This is a genomic window from Pseudomonas sp. P4_B4 (assembly GCF_056402255.1).
In genome coordinates this window covers 82,342-96,364 of record NZ_JBFUHS010000005.1, presented here as the reverse complement: position 1 = coordinate 96,364, position 14,023 = coordinate 82,342, and the positions used below count along the sequence as shown (strand labels likewise).

Sequence of the window (14,023 nt, the reverse complement as noted above, 5' to 3'; positions counted from 1 at the left end):
TCTCGCTGTACCCATGTGTGGGAGCGAGCCTGCTCGCGAAAGCGGTATGACAGCCAACGAATGTGTTGAATGTTGAACCGTCTTCGCGAGCAGGTCGGAACGCCGAACCGTCGCTCCCACATTTGATTTGTGCAGGGTGATGGATATGAGTCGGTCCAATATTGATCTGCCCGCCAGAGTCTTGTTGAATCTTGCCTTGTGGCGCAATGCTTCCGCTTGGCGCATCGCCTTCTCCGGCGGCCTGGACTCCACTGTTCTGCTGCACCTTCTGGCAACACTCTCCAAAACCGAATCCCTGCCGGCGCTGAGCGCCATCCATGTTCATCACGGTCTTCAAGCTGTGGCCGATGCGTGGCCGGAATATTGTCGTGCTGTGTGCACTGCGCTGGGCGTGCCGCTGCAAGTGGTTCGCGTGCAGGTGCAACCGGGTGCCAGCCTTGAACGTGCAGCCCGGGATGCGCGGTATCAGGCCTTCACTGAAGCCGTTCAGGCCAACGAAGTGCTGCTGACGGCCCAGCACCGCGACGATCAGGCGGAAACCCTGTTGTTTCGCTTGTTACGCGGAGCGGGCGTGCGCGGATTGTCCGGGATGCCGCGTCAGCGCCCGTTGGGCAAGGGGCACTTGCTGCGACCATTACTTGATGTCACGCGGGCTGAACTGGAGGCTTATGCCAGTGCACATGGGTTGAGCTGGATCGAAGATCCCTCGAACCAGGATCGGCAGTACTCGCGCAATTACCTTAGGCATCAAGTCTTGCCCGTGCTGATCCAGCGCTGGCCACAAGCGGTGGCGACCATGGTCCGTAGCGCGGCGCATTTGACTGAAGCGCAGGGGCTGCTCGAAGAACTGGCGGACATGGATTTGCGTGAGGCCAGCTCTGCCAGTGAGTTTGCCTGGTTGGGCTTGCGATCCCTTGAACTGGCGCCCCTTGCGCGACTGTCTGATGCCCGGCAGCGCAATGCCTTGAGTCATTGGCTCGAACCGCTGACCCGCCTGCCGGACACTGACCATTGGTCGGGTTGGGAGGATTTGCGCGACGCCACCGGCGATGCCTGCCCGGTGTGGCGGCTGGCCGATGGCGAACTGCATCGGGCGGGCGGTCGGATCTGGTGGCTGTCCGGCCGCTGGCTGCGCCCTTTGCCCGGCGCCGGGGTGTGGCTGGATCCGGCGTCACCACTGGCTATCCCGGGCAACGGTGTGCTTTCGCTCACCGGGCAAATCCCCGATGGCCCGCTGCATATCCGCTATCGTGAAGGGGGAGAGGTCATGGCTTTGCCAGGCCGCGGCCATCGGGACCTGAAACGTTTGCTCAATGAAAGTGCTGTACCGTCCTTCGTACGCGGCAGATTGCCGCTGCTCTACAAAGACGGGCAACTGCTGGCGGTAGCGAACCTTAAGGGGCTCGATGGTGGTGCGCTCGGCGACTGGCATTTGCATTGGCAGCCACTGAACGAAGATCAAGGTTTGAGCTGAAAGGGGCTTTCCGGTAGACTACGCTCCCTTCTTGATACAACTTCTGTGGATTCGCCTGAATTGCAGGAGTTGCCGATTACCAAGCAGTCTTTGCTGGGCGATTCCAAAAAATGTGTAGCGAGCAACGAACCGGTGTTTCATTTTCCGGTCTGTCCCAACGCGGCGGTTTTTTCGAAAGGTGCACTGTGATTAATGCAGGTGATCGGGGGCTTCGGCCTTCCTTCGCTTTCCCCGGCGGCTCGGACCGCTTTAACGCAGACTTCTAGGGTTTTTCATGACGCGCTACATATTCGTCACGGGCGGTGTTGTTTCTTCATTGGGGAAAGGCATTGCATCGGCATCATTGGCGGCCATCCTGGAGGCGCGGGGACTTAAGGTCACCATGCTGAAGCTGGACCCGTACATCAACGTCGACCCGGGCACCATGAGCCCGTTCCAGCACGGTGAAGTGTTCGTCACCCACGACGGCGCCGAGACTGACCTGGACCTGGGCCACTACGAGCGGTTCATCCGCACGACCATGACCCAGAACAACAACTTCACCACCGGCCGTGTCTACGAACACGTCCTGCGCAAGGAGCGCCGTGGTGACTACCTGGGTGCAACCATCCAGGTGATCCCGCACATCACCGACGAAATCAAGCGCCGCATCATCAAGGGTGCCGGCGACGCTGACGTGGCAATGGTCGAGATCGGTGGCACTGTGGGTGACATCGAGTCGCAACCGTTCCTCGAAGCCATCCGCCAACTGCGTTTCGAAGTCGGCGCCAAGCGCGCGATGCTGATGCACCTGACACTGGTGCCGTACATCGCCACTGCCGGCGAAACCAAGACCAAGCCAACCCAGCACTCGGTGAAGGAACTGCGTTCCATCGGCCTGCAACCAGACGTGCTGGTCTGCCGCTCCGATCACCCGATCGATATTTCCTCGCGTCGCAAGATCGCGCAGTTCACCAACGTTGAAGAGCGTGCGGTGATCGGCCTGGAAGACGCCGATACCATCTACAAGATCCCGGGCATCCTGCACTCCCAGGGCCTGGACGATTTCGTCGTCGAGCGTTTCGGCCTGCAATGCGGCGGTGCCGATCTGTCCGAGTGGGAAGCCGTGGTCGACGCCAAGCTCAACCCTGAGCACGAAGTCACCATCGCCATGGTCGGCAAGTACATGGAGTTGCTGGACGCCTACAAGTCGTTGATCGAAGCGATGAGTCACGCCGGCATCAGCAACCGTACCAAGGTCAACCTGCGCTACATCGATTCCGAAGACATCGAGAACCAGGGCACCGCGCTGCTGGAAGGCGTCGACGCGATCCTGGTGCCTGGCGGCTTCGGTCTGCGTGGCGTTGAAGGCAAGATCACTGCCGTTCAATACGCTCGCGAAAACAAGGTTCCGTACCTGGGTATCTGCCTGGGCATGCAAGTGGCCGTTATCGAGTTCGCACGTAACGTGATGGGCTGGAAAGACGCCAACTCCACCGAGTTCGATCGTGCAAGCGGTCACCCGGTTGTGGGCCTGATCACCGAGTGGGAAGATGCCACCGGCGCTGTCGAAACCCGTACCGAAACCTCCGATCTGGGCGGCACCATGCGCCTGGGCGCGCAGGATTGCCTGCTGGAGCCGGGTTCCCTGGTCCACGGTTGCTACGGCAAGGACGTGATTGTCGAGCGTCATCGTCATCGCTATGAAGTGAACAACAACCTGCTGCCGCAAATCATGGAAGCCGGTTTGAAAATCTCCGGTCGTTCCGGTGATGGCGCACTGGTTGAAGTGGTTGAAGCTCCGGATCACCCATGGTTCGTCGCTTGCCAGTTCCACCCTGAGTTCACCTCGACGCCGCGTGACGGTCATCCGCTGTTCAGCGGTTTCGTCAAGGCAGCGTTGGTTCAACACCAGAAGAAGGCGTAACCCCGATGGCACAGAAGATCATCCGCGTCGGCGACATCGAGATTGCCAACGACAAACCCATGGTGCTGTTCGGCGGCATGAACGTGCTGGAAAGTCGTGACATGGCCATGCAGGTTTGCGAAGAGTATGTGAAGGTCACCGAAAAGCTCGGTATCCCTTACGTGTTCAAGGCCAGTTTCGACAAGGCCAACCGGTCTTCTGTGACCTCCTATCGTGGTCCTGGCCTGGAAGAAGGCATGCGTATCTTCCAGGACATCAAGCAAGCCTTTGGCGTGCCGATCATCACCGACGTCCACGAGCCTGATCAGGCCGCGGTTGTCGCTGAAGTCTGCGACATCATCCAGTTGCCGGCCTTCCTGTCGCGCCAGACCGACCTCGTGGTCGCGATGGCCAAGACCGGTGCAGTGATCAACATCAAGAAAGCCCAGTTCCTCGCACCTCATGAAATGAAACACATCCTGAGCAAATGCGTGGAAGCGGGTAACGATCAGTTGATCCTCTGCGAGCGTGGTTCGAGCTTCGGCTACAACAACCTGGTCGTCGACATGCTCGGCTTCGGCATCATGAAGCAGTTCGAATATCCGGTGTTCTTCGACGTGACCCACGCGCTGCAAATGCCTGGTGGTCGCTCCGATTCCGCCGGCGGTCGTCGCGCCCAGGTCACCGACCTGGCGAAGGCCGGCATGAGCCAGTCCCTGGCCGGCCTGTTCCTGGAAGCCCACCCGGATCCGGACAACGCCAAATGCGACGGTCCTTGCGCCTTGCGCCTGGACAAACTGGAGCCATTCCTGGCCCAGCTCAAGGCTTTGGACGAACTGGTGAAGAGTTTTCCGACGGTAGAAACCGCGTAATCCTCAATTCTCCGGTAAAGTACCGCACGATTTAACGCTCAGGCCCTCGGGCCTGAGCCTTGTCGTCTGCAAGACTGCCCGCTGCACCTCACTTGCCGACGATCAAAGATTTCCTACAGCTGCGTCGTTTTCGTCAACTTTGGAGTGTTTACAACAATGGCTAAAATCGTCGACATCAAAGGTCGTGAAGTTCTCGACTCCCGTGGCAATCCCACCGTGGAAGCGGACGTGCTTCTCGACAACGGCATCATCGGCAGTGCCTGCGCGCCGTCCGGTGCTTCCACTGGCTCGCGTGAAGCGCTCGAGCTGCGTGATGGCGACAAGAGCCGTTACCTGGGCAAGGGCGTTCTGAAGGCCGTAGGCAACATCAACGGTCCGATCCGTGACCTGTTGAAAGGCATGGACCCAAGCGACCAGAAAGCGCTCGATCTGGCAATGATCAAGCTCGACGGTACTGAAAACAAAGGTTCCCTGGGCGCCAACGCGATCCTCGCCGTTTCCCTGGCCGCAGCCAAGGCAGCAGCGCAGGACCAGGACCTGCCGCTGTACGCTCACATCGCCAACCTGAACGGCACCCCGGGTGTCTACTCGATGCCGGTTCCGATGATGAACATCATCAACGGCGGCGAGCACGCCGATAACAACGTCGACATCCAGGAATTCATGGTTCAGCCGGTTGGCGCCAAGTCTTTCTCGGAAGGCCTGCGCATGGGCACCGAGATTTTCCACCACCTCAAAGCTGTGCTGAAAGCCCGTGGCCTGAGCACTGCCGTCGGTGACGAAGGTGGTTTCGCGCCGAACCTGGCTTCCAACGAAGATGCTTTGAAAGTGATCTCCGAAGCCGTGGCCAACGCCGGTTACAAGCTGGGCACCGACGTGACCCTGGCCCTGGACTGCGCAGCCAGCGAATTCTACGAAGACGGCAAGTACAACCTGTCCGGCGAAGGCCAGGTGTTCAGCGCCGAAGGTTTCGCTGATTACCTGAAAGGTCTGACCGAGCGTTATCCGATCATCTCCATCGAAGATGGCCTGGACGAGTCCGACTGGGCTGGCTGGAAAATCCTCACCGACAAGATCGGCGAGAAGACCCAGCTGGTAGGCGACGACCTGTTCGTCACCAACACCAAGATCCTGAAAGAAGGCATCGACAAGAAGATCGCCAACTCGATCCTGATCAAGTTCAACCAGATCGGCACCCTGACCGAAACCCTGGAAGCCATCCAGATGGCCAAGGCTGCCGGTTACACTGCCGTGATCTCGCACCGCTCCGGCGAAACCGAAGATTCGACCATTGCCGACCTGGCCGTGGGCACCTCGGCTGGCCAGATCAAGACCGGCTCCCTGTGCCGTTCCGACCGCGTTTCCAAGTACAACCAACTGCTGCGTATCGAAGAGCAGTTGAACGGCAAAGCCAAGTACAACGGTCGCAGCGAGTTCCGCGGCTGATTGTTAAATGGTAAATAGTCAGCGGATTGTGTCGGAAAAATCGCTACGGCGACGTTTTTGCCACTAATCTGATGCCTTATATGCACAAGCCTGGTTCTTCCAGGCTTCGTGCTATCAGAAGCTTCACGTTTTGGCATGGCTGTCTTTTTTCACTGGATACCTGATATTCGATGCGCAGTCCCAATTGGTTGTTCCTCGTCTTGCTCCTGCTGCTGGCTGGCCTGCAGTACCGCCTGTGGGTGGGTAATGGCAGCCTGGCGCAAGTGGCCGAGTTGACTCAGCAGATTGCCGATCAGCAAGCTGAGAACCAGGCGTTGCTGGAGCGCAACCGGGTGATGGACGCCGAAGTCAGTGAGTTGAAAAAGGGCATGGAGACCGTTGAAGAACGGGCTCGTCATGAGTTGGGCATGGTCAAGGACGGTGAAACCCTTTACCAGCTGGCGCAATGAACCAGACGTTACCGGCCTTCTGGGCCGTGATTCCTGCCGCGGGCGTCGGTGCCCGTATGGCCGCGGACCGTCCCAAGCAATACCTGCAACTGGGCGGGCGCACTATTCTCGAACACAGCCTTGGCTGTTTCCTTGATCATCCATGCCTGAAAGGCCTGGTGGTCAGTGTTGCTGTTGACGACCCTTATTGGCCGAACCTGGCATGTGCCAGTGATCCGCGTATTGCCCGGGTCGAGGGCGGCGCCGAACGTTCCGGGTCGGTGCTCAATGCGTTGCTGCACTTGCATGCGCAGGGCGCCGGTGATGAGGATTGGGTACTGGTTCACGATGCCGCACGGCCGAACCTCAGTCGTGACGATCTGGACAAGCTGCTGGCTGAACTGGCTGATGATCCTGTCGGCGGGCTGCTGGCGGTTCCGGCACGGGATACGCTCAAGCGGGTCGACAAGCACGGTCGTGTGGTCGAAACCGTGGATCGCAGCGTGATCTGGCAGGCCTACACGCCGCAGATGTTCCGCCTTGGGGCGTTGCATCGCGCACTGGCTGACAGTCTGGTGGCCGATGCCGTTATTACCGACGAAGCTTCGGCGATGGAGTGGGCCGGTTCGGCGCCACGCCTGATCGAAGGGCGGTCCGACAACCTCAAGGTTACGCGTCCCGAAGATCTTGAATGGTTGAGGCAGCGTTGGGCCAATCGTCACTAAAAGATCTTAAATCCTGTACTCCGGCCGTTTAGCCAACCCCTCCTTCAAAAAATCCACCAACTTGCGCACCTTCGGCGACAGATGCCGCTGCTGCGGATACAGCGCCCAAACGGCGGTATTCGGTGGTTGATGTGCTTCCAGCAACGAAATCAACGCGCCGCTGTTCAAATGCTCCAGCACGTAATAGTCCGGCAACTGACACAACCCCACGCCTTGTAGCGCGGCATCCAGTACGGCTTGCCCACTGTTGCAGCGCCAGTTTCCCTGCACCCTTTGCGAAAACTCCCTCCCATTTTGTTCCAGTTGCCAGAGGTCCGAACTGCCGATGAGGCAGTTGTGGCGGCTCAGCTCCGACAGGCTGTGCGGGCGGCCGTAGCGTTCAAGGTAGGAGGGCGATGCACAGAGAAACATACGCCGTGGCGCGAGGCGGGTGGCGACCAGCCGTGAATCCTGCAAACGCCCGAGGCGAATCGCCAGGTCGAGGCCTTCGTGCACCAGGTCAAGCTGGCGATTGCTCAGTTCGATGTCGATCCGCAGTTGCGGATACAGCCCCATGAAGCGGGTCACCAGCGGCACGATGAAGCGCTCGCCGTAAGCCACGGCGCAGGTCATGCGCAGCATGCCCTTGGGTTCGCTGGTCAGGTCGCCCACCGCGCGCAACGCCTCTTCGCGGCCATCCTGCAAACGCTGGCAATGTTGCAGGAAGGTTTGCCCGGCCTCGGTCAGCGTGACCCGGCGGGTACTGCGGTAGAGCAGGCGAGTTTGCAGGCGTTCTTCGAGGCGTACGATTTGTCGACTGATATGGGAGGAAGAAACCCCCAGGCGTTGCGCAGCAGCGGTGAACTGGCTGCATTCGGCAACGGCGACAAACTCGTCGATCCCTTCCCAGCGATTTTCGGACATCAATGATTATCCCTGTGCGGCAATAATATTTTGCATTTGCATCGATTATTCATCGTTGAGCCATGTATTACACTCACTGTCTCGTTTTAATTCACTGGAGAGTCATCATGATCAAGTCGCGCGCCGCCGTTGCCTTCGAGGCCAAAAAGCCCCTCGAAATCGTTGAAGTCGATGTCGCCATGCCCAAGGCCGGCGAAGTCTTGCTGCGCGTGGTGGCCTCCGGTGTTTGCCATACCGATGCCTACACACTGTCTGGCGCCGATCCGGAAGGCATCTTCCCGTCGATCCTCGGCCATGAAGGTGGTGCGATTGTCGAGGCCATTGGCGAAGGCGTGACCTCCGTTGCAGTCGGCGATCATGTGATCCCGCTGTACACCCCGGAATGCCGGCAGTGCAAATTCTGCCTGTCGGGTAAAACCAACCTCTGCCAGGCGATTCGTGCGACCCAGGGCAAAGGCTTGATGCCGGACGGCACTTCGCGGTTTTCCTACAAGGGCCAGCCGATTTTCCACTACATGGGTACTTCCACTTTTTCGGAGTACACCGTGCTGCCGGAAATCTCCGTGGCCAAGATCGCTAAAGAAGCACCACTGGAAAAAGTCTGCCTGCTGGGCTGCGGCGTCACCACCGGCATCGGTGCAGTGCTCAACACCGCCAAGGTGAAACCAGGTGATACCGTGGCCATTTTCGGCCTCGGCGGCATTGGTCTTTCGGCGGTGATTGGCGCTGTCAAAGCCAAGGCTGCCCGCATTATCGCCATCGACATCAACCCGGCGAAATTCGAAATCGCCAAACAGCTGGGCGCAACCGACTGCGTGAACCCGAAAGACTTCGATCGTCCGATCCAGGAAGTCATCGTCGACATGACCGATGGCGGCGTGGACTTTTCCTTTGAGTGCATCGGCAACGTGCAACTGATGCGCGCTGCGCTGGAGTGCTGCCACAAGGGCTGGGGCGAGTCGGTCATCATCGGTGTTGCCGGTGCCGGTCAGGAAATCTCGACCCGTCCGTTCCAGTTGGTCACCGGCCGCGTCTGGCGCGGTTCGGCGTTCGGCGGCGTGCGCGGCCGTACCGAATTGCCTAGCTATGTGGAAATGGCTGAGACCGGAGAGATTCCGCTGGATACCTTCATCACCCACACCATGGGCCTGGAAGATATCAACAAGGCGTTTGACCTGATGCATGAAGGAAAAAGCATCCGCTCCGTCATCCATTTCTGAGAAGCAGCTGCAAGCCACAAGCTTCAAGCGGCAAGCTGATTGAGTTGGCCTGGCGCTTGAGGTTTTGGTTTTCAGTGAGGAGTTTGCAATGAGTTTGGAAAACATCTCCTGCCAGAAAAGTTTTGGCGGTTGGCACAAACGCTATCGCCATCGCTCCGACGTGCTCGGTTGCGACATGGTGTTCGCCGTCTACCTGCCGCCGCAAGCGGAGCAGGGCGGCAAGCTGCCGGTGTTGTACTGGTTGTCCGGCCTGACCTGCACTGACGAGAACTTCATGCAAAAGGCCGGCGCCATGCGCATGGCCGCCGAGTTGGGGCTGATTATCGTCGCACCGGACACCAGCCCTCGCGGTCCTGAAGTTCCGGGCGATCCGGAGGGCGCCTGGGACTTCGGCCTCGGCGCCGGGTTTTATTTGAATGCCACCCAGGAACCTTGGTCGCGCCACTATCGGATGCATGACTATGTCGTGCAGGAATTGCCGACTTTGGTCGAAGCCCATTTCCCTGCGTCGGACAAGCGCGGCATCAGTGGTCACTCCATGGGTGGCCACGGCGCGCTGGTTTGCGCATTGCGCAATCCGGGACGCTATCTGTCGGTATCGGCGTTCTCGCCAATCAATAATCCGATGGATTGCCCGTGGGGGCAGAAAGCCTTTTCCCGCTATCTGGGAGAGGATCGTTCGAAATGGCGCGAATGGGATGCCAGCGCATTGATTGCCGAGGCCGATGAAAAGCTGCCGCTGCTGGTCGACCAGGGTGATCGCGACGATTTCCTTGCCACCCAGCTCAAGCCGGAAGCCTTGCAGCAGGCGGCCAAACTGGCTGGTCACCCGCTGACGTTGCGCCTGCAACCGGGCTACGATCACAGCTATTTCTTCATCGCCAGTTTCATTGACGACCACTTGCGACATCACGCGCATGCTCTGGTTGGCTAATGCAGGTAGAATCACGCCCTGACAAAAATCGGGGCGTTTTTTTATGCGTATTGGCCACGGCTATGATGTGCACCGTTTCGCTGAAGGCGATTTCATCACTCTGGGCGGCGTGCGCATTGCACACAGCTTCGGGCTGCTCGCTCACTCTGACGGTGACGTCCTCTTGCACGCCTTGAGCGATGCCTTGCTCGGCGCCGCGGCGCTGGGAGACATCGGCAAGCATTTCCCGGATACCGACCCGCAATTCAAGGGCGCCGACAGCCGTGCGCTGTTGCGTCACGTCGTTGCACTGGTCCATGCCAAAGGCTGGAAAGTTGGCAACGTCGATAACACCATCGTCGCCCAGGCGCCGAAAATGGCCCCGCATATCGAACCGATGCGCGCGCTGATTGCCGCGGATCTTCAAGTAGAGTTGGATCAAGTGAACGTGAAAGCTACCACCACCGAAAAGCTCGGCTTTGTCGGTCGCGAAGAAGGCATTGCCGTGCACTCCGTTGCCTTGTTGCTGCGCGCATGAACGAACTGCAGTTGCTCGGCCCGCGGGCTTACGGTGAGGCCCTCGGCACGGCGGTCCTGAAAGCGATCGCGGAAGATTTCCAGGTCGACGAAGTCCTCGACATTCCCCTCAGTGGCGAAGGTGAACACCTGTGGATCTGGGTGGAAAAGCGCGGCCTGAATACCGAAGAAGCGGCGCGACGGATTGCCAAGGCTGCCGGCGTGCCATTGCGCACCGTCAGTTATGCCGGGCTCAAGGACCGTCAGGCGTTGACTCGCCAGTGGTTCAGCGTGCAACTGCCGGGCAAGGCCGACCCTGATCTGTCGGCCGCGCAAAATGATACGCTGAAGATCCTCAAGACCGCCCGCCACAAGCGCAAACTGCAACGCGGTGCGCACTCGGCCAACGGTTTTACGTTGCGCCTGACGCAATTTACCGGCGACAAGCCTGCGCTTGAAGAGCGTCTGCAACTGATCGCCAAGCAAGGCATCCCCAATTATTTCGGCGCCCAGCGCTTCGGCCATGACGGCGGCAACGTCGTCGATGCTCGCGCCTGGGCCGCGCGCAAGGCCTTGCCGGAGCAGCGCAATGTGCGCTCGCGCCTGCTTTCCACGGCGCGCAGCTTTCTGTTCAATCAGGTGCTGGCCGCGCGTGTCGCCGATGGCACCTGGCAGCGTGCCCAGGTGGGCGATCTGCTGGCGTTCACTGACAGCCGCAGCTTTTTCCCGGCAGGCGAAGCCGAGTGCAGCGACCCGCGTCTGGCGATTCTCGATCTGCACCCGACCGGTCCGCAGTGGGGCGAAGGTGACTCGCCGGCCACGGGCGTTGTCCATGAACTGGAGCAGGCCATCGCCGCACGCGAAGCGGATTTGCGTGACTGGTTGATCAACGCCGGTATGAGCCACGAACGTCGCATCCTGCGGCTGCCCATTGGCGGGTTGACGTGGCATTATCCCGAGCCTGACATTCTGCAACTGGAATTCATCCTGCCGGCCGGATGCTTCGCCACCGTATTGGTGCGTGAGCTTGTTGATCTGGTGCCGGTGGGGCAGACGGACAGCCCATGCGTATTCTGATTTCTAACGACGATGGAGTAACCGCACCCGGTCTCGCCGCGCTTTATGCTGCGCTGGCGGATTACACCGAATGCGTGGTTATCGCCCCGGACCAGGACAAAAGCGGCGCCAGCAGTTCGCTGACGCTCGACCGTCCGTTGCACCCGCAAACCCTGGCCAACGGCTTTATCAGCCTCAACGGCACGCCAACCGATTGTGTGCACCTGGGCCTCAACGGCCTGCTGGAACGGGAAGCGGACATGGTGGTTTCCGGGATCAACCTGGGCGCGAACCTGGGGGACGATGTCCTGTATTCCGGCACGGTGGCGGCGGCCCTTGAGGGGCGTTTCCTGAAACACCCTTCGTTTGCCTTTTCGCTGGTCTCACGACAAGTAGATAACCTTCCCACAGCTGCCTATTTCGCGCGCAAACTGGTCGAAGCCCATGCTGACCTGGATCTGCCACCGCGTACGGTACTGAACGTGAATATTCCCAATTTGCCGCTGGACCGCATCCGCGGTATCCAGTTGACCCGCCTGGGCCATCGCGCCCGAGCCGCGGCACCGATGAAAGTGGTGGATCCGCGGGGCAAGTCCGGTTACTGGATCGCGGCGGCCGGGGATGCCGAAGACGGTGGCCCGGGTACCGATTTCCATGCAGTGATGCAGGGTTATGTTTCGATCACGCCGCTGCAACTGGATCGTACCTTCAATGATGCCTTCAGAAGTCTGGATGGCTGGCTGGAGGGACTGCGCTGATGGGTCGCGAACAAGACGATATGCTGCGTCGCGGCATCGGCATGACCTCCCAGCGAACCCGGGAGCGGCTGATCCAGCGCCTGTACGAAGAAGGTATCTCCAACGCCAGGGTGCTGGAGGTCATTCGCCGGACCCCGCGCCACCTGTTCGTCGACGAAGCGCTGGCACACCGTGCCTATGAAGACACCGCGCTGCCGATTGGTAACAACCAGACCATCTCCCAGCCTTATATGGTGGCGCGCATGAGCGAGCTGCTGCTGGAGGCCGGTCCCCTCGACAAGGTGCTGGAGATCGGCACCGGGTCGGGTTATCAGACGGCGGTGCTGTCGCAACTGGTCGAGCGTGTGTTCTCGGTCGAGCGCATCAAGGTTCTGCAGGATCGGGCAAAGGAACGCCTGGTCGAACTGAACCTGCGCAACGTGGTGTTCCGCTGGGGCGATGGCTGGGAGGGCTGGCCGGCACTGGCGCCGTACAACGGGATTATCGTCACTGCAGTGGCGACCGATGTGCCCCAGGCACTGCTTGACCAGTTGGCACCGGGAGGTCGGATGGTGATCCCGGTCGGGGCCGGCGAAGTCCAGCAATTGATGCTGATCATCCGCGAGGAACAAGGTTTTTCCAGGCATGTTCTGGGGGCTGTGCGCTTCGTGCCATTGCTCAATGGGCCGCTGGCCTGAGCATTTGTTACGGCACGCTGAATTCTCCTCGATTGCCTTTGTCTTACAGCGGCATCGCTCGGTTGAACGGGATTCATCGTCAGGCAGCAAACGTGTGCGCGACACCGATTCGCCACATTAAAGGTAAAGCGTGCACCGCCCGTTATACTTGCGACACTTTATTGCCGGACTCCGGTATTTCACATTTTCAGCCACCACAGAGGGAGCGGCGGGTGAGTCTCACAGTCATTGCGCAGCGTATGAGTAAAACGAGCTTTCAGCGCCTGGTGACTGGCCTTGTCTTGAGCACCTTGCTGGTCGGTTGTTCCAGCAACAAATCCAGCGATGTTCGTGTCCTGGACCGCAACAATGCTGCGGCCCAGCGTCCAGCCGTGACCACCGGACAATACGTCGTTCGGCCCAAGGACACCCTGTTCTCCATCGCCTTCCGTTACGGCTGGGACTACAAGGCCCTGGCTGCGCGTAACAACATTGCTCCGCCTTACACCATCCATCCGGGTCAGACGATTCGCTTTGATGGTCGTACCGATTCAACGTCGACGGCGGTGGTCAGTTCGTCCAGTTCAACACCTTCGTCGTCGAGTAAAACCACGGTCATCCGTCGTCCGGTAAACGGTGCGACCACCAGTACAACGACGGTTTTACCGTCCGTCGCCAACAAGCCAGCACCCGCTCCGTTGCCCCCTCCCGGGCCAGCTCCGACGGGCTGGGGGTGGCCATCTAATGGCATTCTGATCGGGAAATTCTCTTCAAACGGTAGTTTGAATAAAGGAATTGATATCGCCGGAGATTTGGGACAGCCTGTTTTAGCTGCGTCTGATGGGACGGTGGTGTATGCCGGGAGTGGCTTAAGGGGCTACGGCGAATTAGTGATCATCAAACACAGCGAAACTTACGTCAGTGCCTACGGACATAACCGCAGGCTGTTGGTTCGGGAGGGGCAGCAGGTCAAGGTCGGACAGACAATTGCCGAAATGGGGTCAACGGGTACAGACCGGGTGAAACTGCATTTTGAGATTCGCCGCCAGGGTAAACCTGTAGATCCGCTGCAATTCCTGCCACGTCGTTGATCGCTTACCAGCCTGTTCCGTCGCGTAGAGGGGGCAGGCTCCAGCGTTGCCAGGGATGAAGGCGCCGCTTGAGCTTGAGG

Annotated in this window: 14 protein-coding genes; 13 read left to right on the top strand and 1 reads right to left on the bottom strand. The window is 59.5% G+C overall.

The genetic code is table 11. The features are described from left to right. The first annotated feature begins 145 nt into the window (after window positions 1-145). The 6 genes from tilS to ispD all read left to right on the top strand — a co-directional run bounded on the left by tilS (window position 146) and on the right by ispD (window position 6,830). Window positions 146-1,474 (top strand): tRNA lysidine(34) synthetase TilS, encoded by a 1,329-nt coding sequence (tilS, locus tag AC1DVE_RS08145; RefSeq protein ID WP_223458855.1) that lies wholly within the window; start codon window positions 146-148, stop codon window positions 1,472-1,474. Between the two features lie 274 nt (window positions 1,475-1,748). Beyond that, window positions 1,749-3,380 (top strand): CTP synthase, encoded by a 1,632-nt coding sequence (locus tag AC1DVE_RS08140; protein ID WP_223458857.1) that lies wholly within the window; start codon window positions 1,749-1,751, stop codon window positions 3,378-3,380. A gap of 5 nt (window positions 3,381-3,385) precedes the next feature. After that, window positions 3,386-4,231 carry a 3-deoxy-8-phosphooctulonate synthase gene (gene kdsA, locus AC1DVE_RS08135; RefSeq protein WP_007949350.1) on the top strand — a complete coding sequence of 282 codons (846 nt, stop codon included), beginning with the start codon at window positions 3,386-3,388 and terminating at the stop codon, window positions 4,229-4,231. Window positions 4,232-4,387: 156 nt separating this feature from the next. After that, window positions 4,388-5,677: a phosphopyruvate hydratase gene (gene eno / locus AC1DVE_RS08130; RefSeq protein WP_223458859.1), complete on the top strand. Its 1,290-nt coding sequence runs from the start codon at window positions 4,388-4,390 to the stop codon at window positions 5,675-5,677. Between the two features lie 170 nt (window positions 5,678-5,847). Continuing rightward, a complete protein-coding gene (gene ftsB, locus AC1DVE_RS08125; RefSeq protein WP_007996937.1) occupies window positions 5,848-6,126 on the top strand; it encodes a cell division protein FtsB in 279 nt (92 codons plus the stop codon). Further along, window positions 6,123-6,830 (top strand): 2-C-methyl-D-erythritol 4-phosphate cytidylyltransferase, encoded by a 708-nt coding sequence (gene ispD, locus AC1DVE_RS08120; protein WP_223458861.1) that lies wholly within the window; start codon window positions 6,123-6,125, stop codon window positions 6,828-6,830. Before ftsB ends, ispD begins: the two co-directional genes overlap by 4 nt. Before the next feature lie 6 nt (window positions 6,831-6,836). Here the strand turns inward: ispD and AC1DVE_RS08115 are convergent, their stop codons facing one another. After that, entirely contained in the window at window positions 6,837-7,733 is an 897-nt protein-coding gene (locus tag AC1DVE_RS08115) for a LysR family transcriptional regulator (protein WP_223532515.1), read from the bottom strand. Window positions 7,734-7,840: 107 nt separating this feature from the next. Here AC1DVE_RS08115 and AC1DVE_RS08110 point away from each other — a divergent pair, with 107 nt between their 5' ends. The 7 genes from AC1DVE_RS08110 to AC1DVE_RS08080 all read left to right on the top strand — a co-directional run bounded on the left by AC1DVE_RS08110 (window position 7,841) and on the right by AC1DVE_RS08080 (window position 13,943). After that, window positions 7,841-8,953 (top strand): S-(hydroxymethyl)glutathione dehydrogenase/class III alcohol dehydrogenase, encoded by a 1,113-nt coding sequence (locus tag AC1DVE_RS08110; RefSeq protein WP_008054058.1) that lies wholly within the window; start codon window positions 7,841-7,843, stop codon window positions 8,951-8,953. 88 nt (window positions 8,954-9,041) lie between these two features. Then, on the top strand, window positions 9,042-9,887 hold the full coding sequence (gene fghA, locus AC1DVE_RS08105; RefSeq protein ID WP_223458865.1) for an S-formylglutathione hydrolase: 846 nt from the start codon (window positions 9,042-9,044) through the stop codon (window positions 9,885-9,887). 43 nt (window positions 9,888-9,930) lie between these two features. After that, window positions 9,931-10,404: a 2-C-methyl-D-erythritol 2,4-cyclodiphosphate synthase gene (gene ispF / locus AC1DVE_RS08100; RefSeq protein ID WP_223458867.1), complete on the top strand. Its 474-nt coding sequence runs from the start codon at window positions 9,931-9,933 to the stop codon at window positions 10,402-10,404. Further along, window positions 10,401-11,459, top strand: a complete 1,059-nt coding sequence (truD, locus tag AC1DVE_RS08095) for a tRNA pseudouridine(13) synthase TruD (RefSeq protein WP_223458869.1) — start codon at window positions 10,401-10,403, stop codon at window positions 11,457-11,459. The genes ispF and truD overlap by 4 nt, the downstream gene beginning before the upstream one ends. After that, a complete protein-coding gene (gene surE, locus AC1DVE_RS08090) occupies window positions 11,447-12,196 on the top strand; it encodes a 5'/3'-nucleotidase SurE (protein ID WP_150727669.1) in 750 nt (249 codons plus the stop codon). The genes truD and surE overlap by 13 nt, the downstream gene beginning before the upstream one ends. Window positions 12,197-12,237: 41 nt before the next feature. Further along, on the top strand, window positions 12,238-12,873 hold the full coding sequence (locus AC1DVE_RS08085) for a protein-L-isoaspartate(D-aspartate) O-methyltransferase (RefSeq protein WP_172435346.1): 636 nt from the start codon (window positions 12,238-12,240) through the stop codon (window positions 12,871-12,873). A gap of 212 nt (window positions 12,874-13,085) precedes the next feature. Continuing rightward, window positions 13,086-13,943 (top strand): peptidoglycan DD-metalloendopeptidase family protein, encoded by an 858-nt coding sequence (locus tag AC1DVE_RS08080; RefSeq protein ID WP_223458870.1) that lies wholly within the window; start codon window positions 13,086-13,088, stop codon window positions 13,941-13,943. Window positions 13,944-14,023 lie beyond the last annotated feature (80 nt).

Excerpts from the sequence above, each read along its gene's own strand:
- tilS (WP_223458855.1), top strand. The coding sequence starts at position 146 with ATGAGTCGGTCCAATATTGATCTGCCCGCCAGAGTCTTGTTGAATCTT.
- AC1DVE_RS08140 (WP_223458857.1), top strand. The coding sequence starts at position 1,749 with ATGACGCGCTACATATTCGTCACGGGCGGTGTTGTTTCTTCATTGGGG.
- kdsA (WP_007949350.1), top strand. The coding sequence starts at position 3,386 with ATGGCACAGAAGATCATCCGCGTCGGCGACATCGAGATTGCCAACGAC.
- eno (WP_223458859.1), top strand. The coding sequence starts at position 4,388 with ATGGCTAAAATCGTCGACATCAAAGGTCGTGAAGTTCTCGACTCCCGT.
- ftsB (WP_007996937.1), top strand. The coding sequence starts at position 5,848 with ATGCGCAGTCCCAATTGGTTGTTCCTCGTCTTGCTCCTGCTGCTGGCT.
- ispD (WP_223458861.1), top strand. The coding sequence starts at position 6,123 with ATGAACCAGACGTTACCGGCCTTCTGGGCCGTGATTCCTGCCGCGGGC.
- AC1DVE_RS08115 (WP_223532515.1), bottom strand. The coding sequence starts at position 7,733 with ATGTCCGAAAATCGCTGGGAAGGGATCGACGAGTTTGTCGCCGTTGCC.
- AC1DVE_RS08110 (WP_008054058.1), top strand. The coding sequence starts at position 7,841 with ATGATCAAGTCGCGCGCCGCCGTTGCCTTCGAGGCCAAAAAGCCCCTC.
- fghA (WP_223458865.1), top strand. The coding sequence starts at position 9,042 with ATGAGTTTGGAAAACATCTCCTGCCAGAAAAGTTTTGGCGGTTGGCAC.
- ispF (WP_223458867.1), top strand. The coding sequence starts at position 9,931 with ATGCGTATTGGCCACGGCTATGATGTGCACCGTTTCGCTGAAGGCGAT.
- truD (WP_223458869.1), top strand. The coding sequence starts at position 10,401 with ATGAACGAACTGCAGTTGCTCGGCCCGCGGGCTTACGGTGAGGCCCTC.
- surE (WP_150727669.1), top strand. The coding sequence starts at position 11,447 with ATGCGTATTCTGATTTCTAACGACGATGGAGTAACCGCACCCGGTCTC.
- AC1DVE_RS08085 (WP_172435346.1), top strand. The coding sequence starts at position 12,238 with ATGACCTCCCAGCGAACCCGGGAGCGGCTGATCCAGCGCCTGTACGAA.